This is a genomic window from Pseudomonas sp. SJZ080, assembly GCF_007828295.1.
GTDB lineage: Bacteria > Pseudomonadota > Gammaproteobacteria > Pseudomonadales > Pseudomonadaceae > Aquipseudomonas > Aquipseudomonas migulae_A.
In genome coordinates, this window is record NZ_VIUK01000001.1 from 177,694 (window position 1) to 193,657 (window position 15,964).

Sequence of the window (15,964 nt, forward strand, 5' to 3'; positions counted from 1 at the left end):
AGCGGACCCCGCACTTCATTAGCAGAGCCCAACGTTCAAACAGTGTGCCAGTGGATCACACAACTGGCTATCGGCGAACGACCAGATACAAACCGACGGCCATCATGATTCCGGCCGGCCAGTAAGCCAGTTCGTTCAACGGCCCGCCAATGGCGAGTATCGCGCCGCCGGCCAGATGAGCCGTGCCGAGCAGCCGCAGGAACCAGTCGTCCCGGCGACGATGCCACGGTGGTGGCGGGTCGTAGGCGTGGGGCTGGGACATGCGTTCGAGCAGATCGCGGGCCATATTGGCCAGGTGCGGCAGTTGTTCGAACTGGCTCTGCACGTTGCCGAGCAAGGCTTTAGGGCTGACGCGCTCACGCATCCAGCGTTCGAGGAACGGCTGGGCGGTGTTCCACAAATCAAGGTCCGGGTACAACTGACGGCCCAGGCCTTCGATGTTCAGCAGGGTTTTCTGCAGCAGCACCAGTTGCGGCTGCACTTCCATGTTGAAGCGTCGAGCAGTCTGGAACAGGCGCATCAGCACCTGGCCGAAGGAAATATCTTTTAACGGTTTTTCGAAAATCGGCTCGCACACCGTACGGATCGCTGCTTCGAATTCGTTGAGTTTGGTTTCCGCCGGCACCCAGCCCGAGTCGATGTGCAATTGCGCGACACGCCGGTAGTCACGCTTGAAGAACGCGAACAGGTTGCGCGCCAGGTAATCCTGGTCTTCCGGGGTCAGGCTGCCGACGATGCCGCAGTCGATCGCAATGTATTGCGGGCTCCACGGATTCACGGTGCTGACGAAGATGTTGCCGGGGTGCATGTCGGCATGGAAGAAACTGTCGCGGAACACCTGGGTGAAGAAGATCTCCACGCCGCGCTCGGCGAGCATTTTCATGTCGGTGCGCTGGTCGGCGAGGGTCGCCAGATCGGTCACCTGAATCCCGTAGATGCGCTCCATCACCAGCACTTTCGGCCGGCACCAGTCCCAATAGACTTGCGGCACGTACAGCAGCGGTGAACCGTCGAAGTTGCGCTTCAACTGGCTGGCGTTGGCGGCCTCGCGCAGCAGATCGAGCTCGTCGTAGATGGTTTTTTCGTAGTCGCTGACCACGTCCACCGGGTGCAGCAAGCGTGCGTCCGCGGAGAGTTTTTCCGCGGCGCGAGCGAGGATGAACAGCCACGCCAGATCCTGCGCGATGATGGGTTTCAGGCCGGGGCGGATGACTTTGACGACGACTTCTTCACCGGTTTTCAGCTGCGCGGCATGCACCTGCGCCACCGAAGCAGAAGCCAGTGGTTCGACGTCAAAGCGGCTGAACACTTCACTGATTTTCTTGCCGAGCTGTTCTTCGATCAGCCTGACCGACACTTGCGAATCGAACGGCGGTACGCGGTCCTGCAACTTCATCAGTTCGTCGGCGATGTCTTCCGGCAGCAGGTCGCGACGAGTGGACAGGATCTGCCCGAACTTGATGAAAATCGGGCCCAGGTCCTGCAGCGCCAGGCGCAATCGGGCGCCGCGGCTCAGGTCCAGCGTCTTGCGTGGGAACCAGCGCCACGGCAAGGCGTAGCGCAGCGCCAGCAGAAACCACGGCAGCGGGAGGGCGAACAGCAAGTCATCGAGGCGGTAGCGAATCACAACGCGCTGGATGCGCAACAAACGGCGGACGGCAAGCAGCTTCATGCGTTATCGCTTGGGTCGAGGGATCGGGAAAGGCGCTCGAAACGCGCCTCGAGACGTTCCAGATCGAGTTTGATCTGGTCCAGTTCACTGAAACGGGCTTCGGCTTCGCGCTGACCGACGAGGGTGCGCGACTCTTCGGCCAGGTATTCGCCAAGGTTCTGATTGAGGCTGGCGAACCCTTGCCGATACCAGCGTGCGCGGCTGCGCAGGTGACCGCCGACCAGTTGCGTGGCGACCGGGCCGAGCCAGCGCGAGAGTTCGTACTCCCAGTCCAGTTCGAGGTCCTGAAGGATCGCCGCCAGCTCCAGCAGCACGCCGCTGTCGCCGTCGAGTTCAACTTGAGGTTCATGCAGGACCGAGGTCTTGTCCTTGCTCATCGCCAGTTTCAGCAGGCTTGAGGCCGGTGCACGCAAAGTGCAGTCGGCACTGGTTTCCCAGTGGGATGCGAGCATCAGGCCTTCGTCGCTGGGCAGGATGAACAATTGCAACGCCGGGCTGCGGCAGTCGACGGCAATCACTCTGCCGTTCAAATGCGCCAGCCGCGGCAGCGCCGTGCTGTCGAGGCGCAGCACCCGGTTCAGGCCGAGTTCAACGCTGGCGAGCAGTCCGGCCAGCAACATCAGGGTTTGATGCCGCGGTGCAGGGCGACGATGCCTGCGGTCATGTTGTGGTAGGTCACGCGGTCGAAGCCGGCCTCGACCATCATCGACTTCAGGGTTTCCTGATTCGGGTGCATGCGGATCGATTCGGCGAGGTAGCGATAGCTTTCCGAGTCGTTGGTGATCAGCTTGCCCATCAGTGGCATGAAGGCGAACGAGTAGGCGTCGTAGGCCTTGGACATCAGCGCGTTGGTCGGTTTGGAGAATTCCAGCACCAGCAAACGGCCGCCCGGCTTGAGTACGCGCAGCATCGAACGCAGGGCGTCTTCTTTATGCGTCACGTTGCGCAGACCGAACGCGATGGTCACGCAGTCGAAGTGGTTGTCCGGGAACGGCAGCTTTTCAGCATCGGCCTGGACGAATTCAACGTTGCCGGCCACGCCGAGATCCAGCAGGCGGTCACGGCCGACCTTAAGCATGGATTCGTTGATGTCGGCCAACACTACCTGGCCAGTCGGCCCCACGAGGTGCGAGAATTTTTTGGTCAGGTCGCCGGTGCCGCCAGCAATGTCCAGCACGCGGTTGCCGGTGCGCACGCCCGACAGCTCGATCGCGAAACGCTTCCACAGACGGTGCATGCCGCCCGACAGGAGGTCGTTCATCAAGTCGTACTTGGCGGCTACCGAGTGGAAAACCTCAGCGACTTTTTCCGCTTTTTGGCTTTCCGGAACGTTTTTGAAACCGAAGTGAGTGGTGGGTTCGGCATCGCTGCCTTTGCGCTGATCAGTCATATCGCTGTCACCAGAAGAGAATGCGGGACATTCTAATCCCGGTGGCTTGCTTTGTCTTGGCAAGGCTGAAGGTAAGATAGGTAACCGCCAGGACGTTTTGCCGCAGCAGCGGTCAAGATGCTTCAGGAAAGTATCCATAAAGCAGGAGTCATTCGATGGCCCGTATTAGTGTTGAACGTGCCCACGGCCTGGGCAAGGAAGCGGCCCGAGAGAAGGCCGACCAATTGGCGCAGAAGCTGTCCGATCAATATGGCCTGGAGCCGCAGTGGTCTGGCGACACCTTGAACCTCAAGCGCTCGGGTGTGAAAGGTGCGGTGCATGTCAGCGAAGATTCGATCCGCGTCGATGTGGAGTTGGGCCTGATGATGTCGGCCATGAGCGGCATGATCAAATCGGAAATCGAAAAGGCGCTCGATAAAGCCCTCGCGTAAATCCGATTGTTCCCTTGGAATACGATCATGTGGGAGCGGGCTTGCTCGCGAATGCAGCCTGTCAGTTGACTGAGATGTCGACTGGCATGACGCTTTCGCGAGCAAGCCCGCTCCCACATTTGTTTGTGGTGAATCCAAAGGTTTATGTCAGTTGTTAGGGTGCCGTTTCTAATTTTTCTCCCTACTTTGTGCATGAGCCCGACACTTTCGCGGGCAGTTCCTCAAACCTTCTGCGCGTGAGGTGCACCATGGCCAAAGTTATTTTGAAGAAAAAAATCGACGCTTCGACAACCGCTCTGAGCGACGTCAAATCCTATGCCCGCAAGATCTGGCTGGCAGGCCTGGGGGCCTACACCAAGGTCGGCCAAGAGGGCAGCGAGTACTTTCAAGAGTTGGTGAAGGCGGGTCAAACCGTTGAAAAAAAAGGCAAAAAAGTAGTTGCCGAGAAACTTGAAGCCGCTAACGCCGAGATCGATGAAGCCAAGAGTGAAGTGAGCACATTCAAAGGCAAGGTCGAACTTCAACTCGACAAGGTCGAGAAGGCTTTTGACTCGCGTGTTGCAAGTGCCTTGAATCGTATCGGCATTCCGTCTAAACATGACGTTGAGACACTCTCTGCTAAGCTCGATGAGCTGACGGCATTGCTCGAACGCGTCGCGCGTAAATCTTAAGGAGAACGGGATGGCTGGTAAAAAGAACACCGAAAAAGAAGGCAGCTCGTGGATTGGGAAAGTCGAAGACTACTCCCGCAAAATCTGGCTGGCTGGTTTAGGCGTGTACTCGAAGATCGACACTGACGGCAGCAAGCTCTTCGATGCATTGGTCAAAGACGGCGAGAAAGCCGAGAAGCTCACCAAGAACGCTGTCGGCAAAAAAGTCGATGACGTCAAGGATTCCGCTTCCTCGGCCAAGTCGCGCATCAGTGGCGTGAAAGATCGTGCGCTGGGCAAGTGGGATGAGCTGGAAGGCGCTTTCGACAAGCGCCTGAACAGCGCCATTTCGCGCCTGGGTGTACCAAGCCGTAACGAAGTGAAAGCGCTGCACAGCAAGGTCGATACCCTGACCAAGCAAATCGAAAGACTCACCGGTGCCAAGGTTGCGCCTGTTGCGGCGAAAACCGCAGCGGCCAAACCGGCTGCTAAAACGGCCGCCAAGCCACTGGCAAAAGCGGCCGCTAAACCGGCTGCTAAACCGGCTGCCAAACCAGCGGCCAAAACTGCCGCAGCCAAACCTGCAGCAGCCAAGGCAGCGGCCAAACCGGCCGCCGCCAAAGCAGCAGCAAAACCAGCCGCCAAGCCAGCTGCCAAACCGGCGGCGAAAGCCGCAGCCGCCAAACCGGCAGCCAAGCCCGCGGCAAAACCTGCCGCAGCGAAGAAGCCGGCAGTGAAAAAACCGGCAGCGCCGAAAGCCGCTGCACCAAAACCAGCAGTGGCTGCCGCCAAACCGGCAACCCCGTCGACTCCGGTCAGCACATCGAACTCTGCTACCGCGCCGACCCCTGCTGCAACCCCGACTGCCGCGCCAACTCCATCGACGCCAACCAGTCAGTCCTGATTTCAGGGCTCAAAAAAACGCCCGGCCTGCAAAGGTCGGGCGTTTTTGTTTATGCACGTTTCCATGAACACCGCAGATCCAATGTGGGAGCGGGCTTGCTCGCGAATGCGGTGTGTCATTCAGCATTGATGTCGTCTGACACGCCGTATTCGCGAGCAAGCCCGCTCCCACATTTGTTTTGTGTACAACCGAAATTCAGTTATTCGTGTTCTTCGAGGTATTGGAGTGCCAGTTGTTCGGTCGCGACCTTGATCGGCGGCAGCAGATGCGGCGCCACCAGCATCATGATCTGATACACCACCAGCCTCACCTCACCCTCACGATCCAGAATCCGCTGATAGTCCAGCGAGAACAGCAGCGTCATGGTGATCTGCTCCACCAGTTGCCCCAACGCCTGCGTGTCGCTGACCAACAGCCCTTGAGCCTTCAGCCGCGCCAGCAATGAAGCCAGCGTGCGCTTCAGTGCATTGAGCAGGTTGCGTATCCCTTTGGCCAGTTTCGGCAATCGACCGGCGAGGTTCGACAGGTCCTGGAACAGAAACCGGTAATGAGCCAGGCGCTCGACGATCAAATGCAGAAACAGCCAATAGTCTTCAGGGGCCAGTTCCACGTCGGACGGCGGATCGAGCAGCGGCGCAAGCTCCGCCTGGAAACGCTCGAACAACCCGAGAATCAGCGGTTCCTTGCCGTGGAAGTGGTAGTAGAGGTTGCCCGGGCTGATGCCCATTTCGTTGGCAACTTCCATGGTGGAGACGTTCGGTTCGCCCTTCTGGTTAAACAACTGCAGGGCACATTCGAGGATCCGGTCGCGGGTTTTCATCCAGTCTTCTTAATGGTCATGCCACAACCAGGTTCAAACCCGCAGGAGCCGGCTTGCTGGCGATCGCACCACCGCGGTGGCTCGTGATGCCGCGGTGATGCGATCGCCAGCAAGCCGGCTCCTGCAGGGTGAGCACCCGTCGTGGTGTATTGAGTGTCAGCGCACGCGCACGTAAGTACCGGGTGCCGCCTCCATCGGTGGATAGTTCTGGTTGCCGAGCGCCATGTGGGTTTCTTTCTGCGCGCCCGAGCGTTCCTGAATCCAGCCCAGCCATTGCGTCCACCAACTGCCGTCGACTTGCTTGGCGTCGTAATACCAGGCCCGGGGATCGCCGCTCAGTTTCGTGCTTTCGATGAAATTGGCTTTCGGGTTGGAAGGCGGGTTGAGGATGCTCTGCACATGCCCGCTGTTGGACAGCACGAAGCGCCGCTCGCCACCCAGCAGCAGCGTCGAGCGATACACCGCATCCCACGGGGTGATGTGGTCGTTGATGCCGGCCACGCTGAAGCTGTCGACGGTGACTTTCTGCAAATCGATCGGCGTGCCGCACACTTCAAGACCGCCCGGATGACTCAGCGGGTTGTGCTTGAAGAAGTCCAGCAGGTCGCCGTGAAAGGCTGCCGGCAGACGCGTGTTGTCGTTGTTCCAGTAGAGAATGTCGAACGCCGGCGGCTCCTTGCCCAACAGGTAGTTGTTGACGAAGTAGCTCCAGATCAAATCGTTGGGGCGCATCCAGGCAAAGACCTTGGCCATGTCGCGGCCGTCCAGCACTCCCTTCTGATAGGACCGACGCTTGGCTGCTTCCAGGGTTTGCTCGTCGGCGAAAAGAGTCGCGGGGCTCTCCATCTGGCTGTCGAGCAGGCTCACCAGATAGGTCGCGCTGGATACCCGACGCAGTTGCCGCTTGGCTTGCAAATGACCTTGCAGCGCGGCGATGGTCAGCCCGCCGGCGCAGGCGCCCATCAGGTTGACTTCGCGGGCGCCGGTGATCGCCCGGCACACGTTCATCGCTTCTTCCACGGCTTCGACGTAGGTCGACAGGCCCCACTCGCGATGGCGCACATCCGGGTTGCGCCAACTGATCATGAAGGTCTGCAGGCCGTTTTTCAGGGCGAACTGAACGAAGCTGTTACTCGGGCTCAGGTCGAAAATGTAGTACTTGTTGATCTGTGGCGGCACCACCAGCAGCGGCTTTGAATACTGCTTCTCGCTCATCGGCTTGTACTGGATCAGCTCCAGCAACTCATTGCGAAACACCACGGAGCCGGTGGTGGTGGCGACCGTTTTGCCGACCTCGAATGCCTGTTTGGTGACTTGCCTGGGCAGGCCGTCGTTGTGCAGGAAATCATCGACCAGATGACTGATGCCGCGCACCAGGCTGTTGCCGCCGGAGTTGAAAATCTCCTTGATTGCCAGCGGATTGAGCAGGGTGTTGGACGGTGACACCGCGTCGTTGAGCAAGGCGAACGCGAAGTGGGCGCGGGCGCGATCGTCCGGATTCATGTTGCTTTCGTCGATCCAGCTTTTGACCTGCTTCTGCCAACTCAGGTACGCCTGCAGGCTGCGGCGATAGAACGGGTTGAGGCTCCAGGCCGGGTCGGCAAAACGACTGTCCTGCGGGTTGGTCGGGTGCAAGGTTTCGCCCAGCAACACCCGCCCCAATTGACCGCCCAGCTTCAATGCATGGCGGGCGCTGTGCACCGGGTTGCGCAAACCATGGGCGGCGACACTGCGCAGGGTCGATATCAGATCCCGACCCCGCAGGCCGGTAATCGCACTCTGTGCGTTGATGAACGCGGCGGGAGTAGGTAAAGATTCCCTCGCTGGTTTATCGCGCATGACTCAACACTCCTTCGTCTTCAAGCCGAATACAAACACTTAACCAGAACACCATAGACGCTGTAACGGGTTGTTGCGCGGTGCGGCGTCCTGCCGACCGACGATGAGCCGGCTAACCGCCCAATGGTGCCGGGTGTGGATGCATCACCGCGCGCTGCCGTTCTTCCTCGAGAAATTTCATGATGATCGGCGCCACGGCCTCGGCGCGGGTGATCAGGAACAGATGACCGTCATCGATGATGTGCAGCTGGGCATTGGGAATCCGCCAGGCCAGCACGCGCATGTTGATCAACGGGATCAGCGGATCGTCGTCACCCGCCAGCACCAGCGTCGGCTGATGGATCTTGTGCAGCCAGTGAATGCTGGTCCAGCCGAGGCCGGCGAACAGCTGCCAGTAGTAACCGAGCTTGCCCGCCGAACGCACTTTTGCAGCATGGCTGGCGGCGAGTGTCGGATCGCGACGGAACGAGCCGCCGTAGATCATCGGCGCAATGCGAATCACGTGGGAGGGCTGGATGTAGCGCCGCGGGCTGGCCATCATCCACAGCACTTTCGGCTTGCCCGGCACCATTACCGCACCCGCCGCCGTCGCTGCCAGCACCAGTTTCTTGCAGCGCTCGGGATAGTCGTAAGCAAACTGCTGGGCGAGAGCGCCCCCCCACGACACACCGATCACGTTGACTTTCCCGTAATCGAGGTAGTCGAGCATCCGCGCCGTGAGTTTGGCCAGGCCCGGAAAACGATAGGGCCGGTTCGGCGTCGACGAACCGCCAACACCCGGGACATCGAAAGCGATGACTTCGAGGTCCGGGTCCAGCGCCGCGACGAACGGAAACACCAGCTCCAGGTTGGCGCCGATGCCATTGAAAATCAGCAAGGGCGTCAAGTGAGGCTTGCCGGGGCGTACCGCCGTGCGGAGGGTCTGGCCATCCAGGTCGACGGTACGAAAAATGAACGGTTGCGGCATGCTTCAAGCCCTGTAAGTGGATCGGCCCCCATTCTGTAGGAGCCGGTTTGCTGGCGATCGCAACACCACGGTTTCACAGTTTCACCGCGGTGATGCGATCGCCAGCAAGCCGGCTCCTACGGGTCGGGGGACATTTAGCGTTCGTGTACGTAAGTGCCTGGTGCTGCTTCGCCAGCGGGATAAGCCTTGTTGCCCAGTTTTGTCGGAGCTTTTTTCAGTTCGCCCGAACGATCCGCTTGCCAGGCCTGCCAGTGCAGCCACCAGGAGTCGGTGTGTTTGGTCGAGTTTTCTTGCCAGTCCTCGGCCTTTACCGGCATTTCAGCACTGGTCATGTAACGCGATTTCGGATTGCCCGGCGGGTTCAGGATGCTCTGGATGTGCCCGCTGCTGGACAGCACGAACTCGACTTTGCCGCCAAACAATTGCGCCGACTTGTAGCAGGACTTCCACGGCGTGATGTGGTCGTTAGTGCCGGCCAGGGAGTAGATGTCGGCAGTGACCTGCTTCAGGTCGATCGGTGTGCCGCACACTTCCAGTGCATTCGGGCGGATCAGCGGATTGTTTTTGAACATCTCGATCAGGTCGCCGTGGAACGCGGCGGGCAATCGTGTGGTGTCGTTGTTCCAGAACAGGATGTCGAACACCGGCGGCTCGTTGCCGAGCAGGTAGTTGTTGACCCAGTAGTTCCAGATCAGGTCATTGGGGCGCATCCAGGCGAACACCTTCGCCATGTCTCGGCCTTCCAGCACGCCGGCCTGATAGGAATGGCGCTTGGCGGCTTCGAGGGTCTGCTCGTCGACGAACAGGGCCACGTCGCTGTCCAGCGTGGTGTCCAGCACGCTCACCAGCAAGGTGAGGGCGTTGACCTTCTTCTCGCCGATCGCGGCGTAGTGGCCCAGCAGCGCGGTGCAGGTGATGCCGCCCGAGCAGGCGCCGAGCATGTTCACGTCTTTGCTGCCGGTGATCGCGGTGACCGCGTCGACCGCTTCCTTGAGGGCTTCGATGTAGGTCGAAAGGCCCCACTCGCGCTGCTCCTTGGTCGGGTTGCGCCAGCTGACGATGAAGGTCTGCACGTGATTGCGCAGGCAGAAACGCGCCAGGCTTTTGTCCGGGCTCAGGTCGAACACATAGAACTTGTTGATCTGCGGTGGCACTACCAGCAATGGGCGCTCGTGCACCTGCTCGGTGGTCGGCCGGTACTGGATCAGCTCCAGCACATCGTTGCGAAACACCACCGCGCCTTCGGTCACGCCCAGGCTCTTGCCGACTTCGAACGCGCCCATGTTGACCTGGCTCGGCATACCGCCGTTGTGCACCAGATCCTTGGCCAGGTGCGAGAGGCCGTCGAGCAGGCTCTTGCCACCGGTTTCGAAGAAGCGTTTGACCGCCGCCGGGTTGGCCGCACTGTTGGTCGGGGCCATGGCTTCGGTCATGAGGTTGATCACGAAGTGTCCGCGCGCCACATCCTTGGGCCCGAGGTTGCTGTCGTCGATCCAGTCGTGGAGTTCCTTGCGCCACGCCAGGTAAGTTTGCAGATAACGTTTGTAGAGCGGGTTCTGGCTCCAGGCCGGATCGTGGAAGCGACGGTCATCGCTGGTCGGTTGCAGCTCGGATTTGCCAAACAGCACGTTCTTGAGTTCAAGGCCGAAATGAGCGACATGCCTGGCGCTATGCACCGGTTGCCTGATGGCCTGCCTGAGCACCATTCGAGCAGAAGCCAGTAGATCCTTTCCACGCAGCCCAACGACAGGATTCAGCCCCAAAGTGTTTTCCGAGGCCTGATACTTCAAGTCATCGTTATTCTTGTTACTCATCTACGACGCTCCATTGTCCTGAGACGAGTACCAGGGTCCAGCTGTGTAAGTACACAGCCAATGCCAGGTACTACTGCTCGGGTGACCGTTAATTCTGCATCGCTGCTTTTTGTTCGCAGAGAGCACTGCAGGGAACTTGCCAGCTCCATTGGTTACCCGAGTTTAATTTTTTTCGCAAGCAGGCCAATGACTGGCCTCGCGGCCAAGCATTCAAACAGATGAAATTAGAAAATGCCCTCTAAAGCGCAAGAGGCCTGGGCTAGAGCATCAGCTTGACGACAGACTCGTTCGGGTCGCGGGTCTTTCCGGCCGCTTTCAGTTCGGCAAGATAATCGTTCCAGAGATCCTCCTGACGCACGCCCAGTTGATACAAGTAATCCCAGGTGAACAGGCCGCTGTCGTGGCCATCGTCGAAGGTCAATTTCAGTGCGTACTGACCGGCCGGTTCTACTTTGGTCAGGCCTACGCCGATCTTGCCAAATTGCAGGATAGGTTTGCCGTGGCCCTGGACCTCGGCGGAAGGAGAGTGCACGCGCAGGAACTCGGCGGGCAGGTGATGTTCCTCGCCGGACGTGTATTTCAGCGACAGGGTTTTCGAGGCTTTGTGCAGTTTGATGTCGGTAGGAAGTTGGGTCATGACCTGAAGTCCGTACTTAAGCGCAAGGTCTGAACCTCTGTAGGAGCCGGCTTGCTGGCGATGGCGATTTCAAGTACGCCATCGCCAGTAAGCCTGCTCCTGCAGGAGGTGGCATACCTACAGGATATAACGGGACAGGTCTTCGTTCTGCGCCAATTCACCGAGGTGGCTGTTGACGTAGTCGGCGTCGATCAGGATGACCTTGCCGTCGTGGGCGCTGGCCAGGTCACCTGCGCTGAACGACACCTCTTCGAGCAGTCGCTCAAGCAAGGTGTGCAGGCGACGGGCACCGATGTTCTCGGTCTTCTCGTTGACCTGCCAGGCGATCTCGGCGATGCGCTTGATGCCGTCCGGCTGGAACTCGATGGCCAGGCCTTCGGTTTTCAGCAGTGCGCAATATTGCTCGGTGAGCGACGCGTGCGGCTCGCTGAGAATGCGTTCGAAGTCTTCAGGCGTCAGCGCCTTCAGCTCGACACGGATCGGCAGACGACCTTGCAACTCAGGCACCAGGTCGCTCGGCTTGCTCAAGTGAAACGCACCGGAAGCGATGAACAGGATGTGGTCGGTCTTGACCATGCCCAGTTTGGTGTTGACGGTGCAGCCTTCGATCAGCGGCAGCAGGTCGCGCTGTACGCCTTCACGGGACACGTCGACGCCGCCGGAATTACCGCGCTTGGCCACCTTGTCGATTTCATCGATGAACACAATGCCGTGTTGCTCGACCGCTTCCAGTGCCTTGGCCTTCAGCTCTTCATCGTTGACCAGGCGGCTGGCTTCTTCGTCGCGGACCAGTTTCAGCGCTTCCTTGACCTTGAGCTTGCGGCTCTTGCGTTTGCCCTTGCCCATGTTGGCGAACAGGCTCTGCAACTGGTTGGTCATTTCTTCCATGCCCGGTGGCGCGGAGATATCGACGCCGGCCACTTCGGCGACTTCGATTTCGATCTCCTTGTCATCCAGTTGACCTTCGCGCAGGCGCTTGCGGAACAGCTGGCGGGTGTTGGAGTCGGCCGACGGGGTGTCATCGTTGTTGAAACCCATGCGCGCCGGTGGCAGCAGGGCGTCGAGGATGCGCTCTTCGGCGGCGTCTTCGGCACGGTGGCGAACCTTGGTCATTTCCTGTTCGCGCAGCAGTTTGATGGCGGCGTCAGCCAGGTCACGAATGATCGACTCGACATCGCGGCCGACGTAGCCGACTTCGGTGAACTTGGTCGCTTCGACTTTGATGAACGGCGCGTTGGCCAGTTTGGCCAGGCGACGGGCGATCTCGGTTTTACCGACACCGGTCGGGCCGATCATCAGGATGTTCTTTGGCGTGACTTCAACGCGCAGCTCTTCCGGCAGCTGCATCCGGCGCCAGCGGTTACGCAACGCGATGGCGACGGCGCGCTTGGCATCGTCCTGGCCAATGATGTGGCGATTGAGTTCGTGGACGATTTCACGGGGAGTCATGGACATAATATTTTGACGGACCTTAAACAAGAAGAGTCGTGGCAGGAGCCGTAACAGACTTACTCGTCGCCTTTGGCGCAGTCCTGCTCCTCAATGGTCTGGGTGTGGTTGGTGAATACACAGATGTCGCCGGCAATGCCCAGGGCGGTTTCGACGATTTCCCGGGCTGACAGGTCGGTTTTCTTCAGCAGCGCACTGGCGGCCGCCTGGGCGTAGGCGCCACCGGAACCCATGGCAATCAGGCCTTGTTCAGGTTCAACAACGTCGCCGTTGCCAGTGATGATCAGGGACGCGTCTTTGTTGGCGACCGCGAGCATGGCTTCGAGGCGGCTGAGGGTGCGGTCGGTGCGCCATTCTTTGGCGAGTTCGACGGCGGCGCGAACGAGATGGCCCTGGTGTTTCTCCAGTTGACCCTCGAAACGTTCGAAAAGAGTAAAGGCGTCAGCCGTGGCGCCGGCAAATCCAGCGAGGACTTCGCCGTGGTACAGGCGACGAACTTTCTTCGCGTTGCCTTTCATCACGGTATTGCCGAGAGAAACCTGGCCGTCGCCGCCCATGACGACTTTGCCGTGGCGGCGAACTGAAACGATGGTGGTCAAGGGAGAGTCTCCACGCAGCGGGGCGAAAATGCCTTATGCCAACTCATATGGGGGTGGTGGGGCGTTTTTCAACTGCGGGGTTGGAGAGGGGACGAGCGGTGTTTTGGCGGGAGGGGTGTGTTGTTTGTTCTGACGCCATCGCCAGCAAGCCGGCTCCTACAGGGATTCGCATAGGTCCTGTAGGAGCCGGCTTGCTGGCGATGAACGATAACGCGGTGCGGCTGACGGCATCAGCGGTTCTGGCGTTGTTGTAACAACAGGTTGCTGAAGCCAGCGCCGGACAGTTGTTTCTGCGCTGTGGTCAGTTGTTCACGGTTGCTGAACGGCCCGACCAGCACCCGATACCAGGTCTCGTCCTTCACCGTGCCGGATTCAACCGCCACCGCCTGCCCGAGCAGGATGATCTGCGCACGCACCTTGTCCGCATCGGCTTCCTTGCGGAATGAGCCGGCCTGCAGGAAGAACTTGGTCACCGGCGCTGCCTTGGCCACGGGCGGTGGCGGCGGCGGGGTGATGCCGGCCAATGCTGCCTGGGCGCGTGCGGTGTCGATCTTCGCCGCTTCCGCTGGCGTTACCGGCGTAGTCGGTACAGCCGGCGTCGGCGGGGTTTTTTCCGGCACGGCATCCGGCGGAACGATCACTTCCGATTCCGGCAGCAGGGTGTAGAAGTCGTACTTCGGCTTCACCGGTTGCGTCGGGCTCGGCGGGGTCTTGTTGGCCTCGGCGATCTTGGTGGCTTTCTGCTGCTCGATCTTTTCGCGCTTGACGCTCTCGCTGCCCTTGCCCGGCTCCAGTTTCATCAGGAACACAATGAACGCGCCGACCGTCAGGCCGATGGCCATCCACAGCCAGCCCGGGATCGGTTGCTTTGCAGGAGCTTGGTAACGGCTGGCGCCACGCTTGGGTGCAGGTTTTTTCTTGGCAGCCAACTTACATACGCTCCAGAGTTTCCAGACCCAAGAGTTCCAGGCCTTGCTTGAGAGTGCGGCCGGTCAGCGCGGCAAGGCGCAGACGGCTTTGCATTTGCGCCGGGGTTTCAGCACTGAGGATCGGGCAGTTCTCGTAGAAACTGGAGAACAGGCCGGCAACGTCGTACAGGTAGGTGCAGAGGATGTGCGGGGTGCCTTTCTCGGACACGTTGTTCAGTATTTCACCGAACTGCGCGAGTTTTGCCGCCAGCTCATGTTCATGCGCAGCCTCAAGGACGATCTGCCCTTCGACTTCGCTGAAGTCTTTGCCGAGCTTGCGGAACACACCGGCCACGCGAGTGTAGGCGTACAGCAGGTACGGCGCGGTGTTGCCTTCGAAGTTCAGCATCAGGTCGAAGTTGAAGCTGTAATCGCTGGTGCGGTGTTTGGACAGGTCGGCGTATTTCACTGCGCCAATGCCCACGACTTTGGCGATGTTGCGCAGTTCGGCCTCGGCCAGCTCCGGGTTCTTGTCCTTCACCAGGGTGTAGGCGCGTTCCTGGGCTTCGGTCAGCAAGTCGATCAGTTTCACGGTGCCGCCGTCACGGGTCTTGAATGGACGGCCATCGGCGCCGTTCATGGTGCCGAAGCCCATGTGTTCCATTTCCATCGGGTGCGTCACGAAGCCGGCCTTGCGGGCGACTGCGAACACTTGCTGGAAATGCAGGGCCTGGCGCTGGTCGACAAAGTACAGCGCGCGATCCGCCTTGAGCTTGCCGCTGCGATAACGCACGGCTGCCAGGTCGGTGGTGGCGTAGAGGTAGCCGCCATCAGCCTTGACGATGATCACCGGCAGCGGGTCGCCGTCAGCATTTTTGAACTCGTCGAGGAACACGCACTGCGCGCCATTGCTCTCGACCAGCATGCCGGCAGCCTTGAGGTCGTTGACCACATTGATCAGGTCGTCGTTATAGGCGCTTTCGCCCATCACGTCGGCCATGGTCAGTTTGACGTTCAGCAGTTCGTAGATTTTCTGGCAGTGGGACAGCGAGATGTCCTTGAACTTGGTCCACAGCGCCAGGCAGTCCGGGTCGCCGGCTTGCAGCTTGACCACCAGGCCACGGGCGCGGTCGGCGAACTCTTCGGATTCATCGAAGCGTTGCTTGGCGGCGCGGTAGAAGTTTTCCAGGTCCGACAGCTCGTCGCTGGTAATCGGGTTTTCTTGCAGGTAGGCCATCAGCATGCCGAACTGGGTGCCCCAGTCGCCGACGTGGTTCTGACGGATCACTTCGTCACCGAGGAACTCCAGCACGCGGGCCACGCCGTCGCCGATGATGGTCGAGCGCAAGTGGCCGACGTGCATCTCTTTGGCGAGGTTGGGGGCGGACAGGTCAACCACGGTGCGCTGCACCGGACCCGCCTTGCGCACGCCGATGTGTTCGTCCGCCAGTGCGGCGTCAAGGCGCGAGGCCAGGGCCTGGGTGTTCTGGAAGAAGTTCAGGAAGCCGGGGCCGGCGATTTCGGTCTTGGTGACGTTCTCGTCGGCCGGCAGTGCGGCGATGATTTTCTCGGCCAGGTCACGCGGCTTCATGCCGGCCGGCTTGGCCAGCATCATGGCGATGTTGCTGGCGAAGTCGCCGTTCTTCTTGTCGCGGGAGTTTTCCACCTGGATCGCCGGCGACAGGCCTTCAGGCAACACACCTTCGTTGACGAGTTGGGTGATGGCTTGTTGGATCAGCTGGCGAATGGTGTCTTTCATGGTCTTCTCTTTCGACCGCAAGCGCGGCGGCGCTTCGATGCGCTGGTGGAAAAACTGGGCATTATCCGTTGCGAAGGCGGGCTTGCCAACTATAGCGGGCAGGTTGTGGATATGTGGTGACAAAA

At 59.9% G+C, this 15,964-nt stretch carries 15 protein-coding genes; 3 read left to right on the top strand and 12 right to left on the bottom strand.

Annotation, left to right across the window (positions count from 1 at the left end):
• Positions 1–67: 67 nt before the first annotated feature.
• The 3 genes from ubiB to ubiE are packed head-to-tail and all read right to left on the bottom strand — an operon-like array spanning position 68 to position 3,062.
• Positions 68–1,672: a ubiquinone biosynthesis regulatory protein kinase UbiB gene (gene ubiB, locus FBY04_RS00880; RefSeq protein ID WP_084322540.1), complete on the bottom strand. Its 1,605-nt coding sequence runs from the start codon at positions 1,670–1,672 to the stop codon at positions 68–70.
• Positions 1,669–2,292, bottom strand: coding sequence for an SCP2 domain-containing protein (locus tag FBY04_RS00885; protein WP_145314271.1), 624 nt, complete (start codon positions 2,290–2,292; stop codon positions 1,669–1,671). Before FBY04_RS00885 ends, ubiB begins: the two co-directional genes overlap by 4 nt.
• Positions 2,292–3,062 carry a bifunctional demethylmenaquinone methyltransferase/2-methoxy-6-polyprenyl-1,4-benzoquinol methylase UbiE gene (gene ubiE, locus FBY04_RS00890; protein WP_007948968.1) on the bottom strand — a complete coding sequence of 257 codons (771 nt, stop codon included), beginning with the start codon at positions 3,060–3,062 and terminating at the stop codon, positions 2,292–2,294. The genes FBY04_RS00885 and ubiE overlap by 1 nt, the downstream gene beginning before the upstream one ends.
• Positions 3,063–3,217: 155 nt before the next feature.
• Here ubiE and FBY04_RS00895 point away from each other — a divergent pair, with 155 nt between their 5' ends.
• The 3 genes from FBY04_RS00895 to FBY04_RS00910 all read left to right on the top strand — a co-directional run bounded on the left by FBY04_RS00895 (position 3,218) and on the right by FBY04_RS00910 (position 5,047).
• Positions 3,218–3,493, top strand: coding sequence for a polyhydroxyalkanoic acid system family protein (locus FBY04_RS00895; RefSeq protein WP_017336104.1), 276 nt, complete (start codon positions 3,218–3,220; stop codon positions 3,491–3,493).
• A gap of 248 nt (positions 3,494–3,741) precedes the next feature.
• Positions 3,742–4,164, top strand: a complete 423-nt coding sequence (locus FBY04_RS00905) for a phasin family protein (protein WP_084322542.1) — start codon at positions 3,742–3,744, stop codon at positions 4,162–4,164.
• Positions 4,165–4,174: 10 nt separating this feature from the next.
• Positions 4,175–5,047 carry a phasin family protein gene (locus FBY04_RS00910; protein WP_145314272.1) on the top strand — a complete coding sequence of 291 codons (873 nt, stop codon included), beginning with the start codon at positions 4,175–4,177 and terminating at the stop codon, positions 5,045–5,047.
• Positions 5,048–5,246: 199 nt separating this feature from the next.
• On the opposite strand, the gene FBY04_RS00915 is transcribed toward FBY04_RS00910, so the two are convergent.
• From FBY04_RS00915 to argS, 9 genes are all read right to left on the bottom strand, one after another.
• The gene (locus FBY04_RS00915; protein WP_017336107.1) at positions 5,247–5,867 is read right to left on the bottom strand and encodes a TetR/AcrR family transcriptional regulator; all 621 of its coding nucleotides are present in this window, start codon (positions 5,865–5,867) and stop codon (positions 5,247–5,249) included.
• Positions 5,868–6,023: 156 nt separating this feature from the next.
• Positions 6,024–7,706: a class II poly(R)-hydroxyalkanoic acid synthase gene (gene phaC / locus FBY04_RS00920; protein ID WP_084322544.1), complete on the bottom strand. Its 1,683-nt coding sequence runs from the start codon at positions 7,704–7,706 to the stop codon at positions 6,024–6,026.
• A gap of 112 nt (positions 7,707–7,818) precedes the next feature.
• Positions 7,819–8,673, bottom strand: a complete 855-nt coding sequence (phaZ, locus tag FBY04_RS00925) for a poly(3-hydroxyalkanoate) depolymerase (RefSeq protein ID WP_084322545.1) — start codon at positions 8,671–8,673, stop codon at positions 7,819–7,821.
• A 134-nt stretch (positions 8,674–8,807) separates the two neighbouring features.
• Positions 8,808–10,487 carry a class II poly(R)-hydroxyalkanoic acid synthase gene (gene phaC / locus FBY04_RS00930; protein WP_145314273.1) on the bottom strand — a complete coding sequence of 560 codons (1,680 nt, stop codon included), beginning with the start codon at positions 10,485–10,487 and terminating at the stop codon, positions 8,808–8,810.
• 259 nt (positions 10,488–10,746) lie between these two features.
• A complete protein-coding gene (locus FBY04_RS00935) occupies positions 10,747–11,124 on the bottom strand; it encodes a gamma-butyrobetaine hydroxylase-like domain-containing protein (protein ID WP_145314274.1) in 378 nt (125 codons plus the stop codon).
• Between the two features lie 117 nt (positions 11,125–11,241).
• Positions 11,242–12,579: an ATP-dependent protease ATPase subunit HslU gene (gene hslU, locus FBY04_RS00940; RefSeq protein ID WP_084322548.1), complete on the bottom strand. Its 1,338-nt coding sequence runs from the start codon at positions 12,577–12,579 to the stop codon at positions 11,242–11,244.
• Between the two features lie 53 nt (positions 12,580–12,632).
• Complete coding sequence (hslV, locus tag FBY04_RS00945) at positions 12,633–13,172, bottom strand: ATP-dependent protease subunit HslV (protein ID WP_008025213.1); 540 nt, start codon at positions 13,170–13,172, stop codon at positions 12,633–12,635.
• A gap of 230 nt (positions 13,173–13,402) precedes the next feature.
• Entirely contained in the window at positions 13,403–14,101 is a 699-nt protein-coding gene (locus FBY04_RS00950; protein ID WP_084322549.1) for an SPOR domain-containing protein, read from the bottom strand.
• Position 14,102: 1 nt separating this feature from the next.
• Entirely contained in the window at positions 14,103–15,839 is a 1,737-nt protein-coding gene (gene argS, locus FBY04_RS00955) for an arginine--tRNA ligase (RefSeq protein ID WP_084322550.1), read from the bottom strand.
• Between the last annotated feature and the right edge of the window lie 125 nt (positions 15,840–15,964).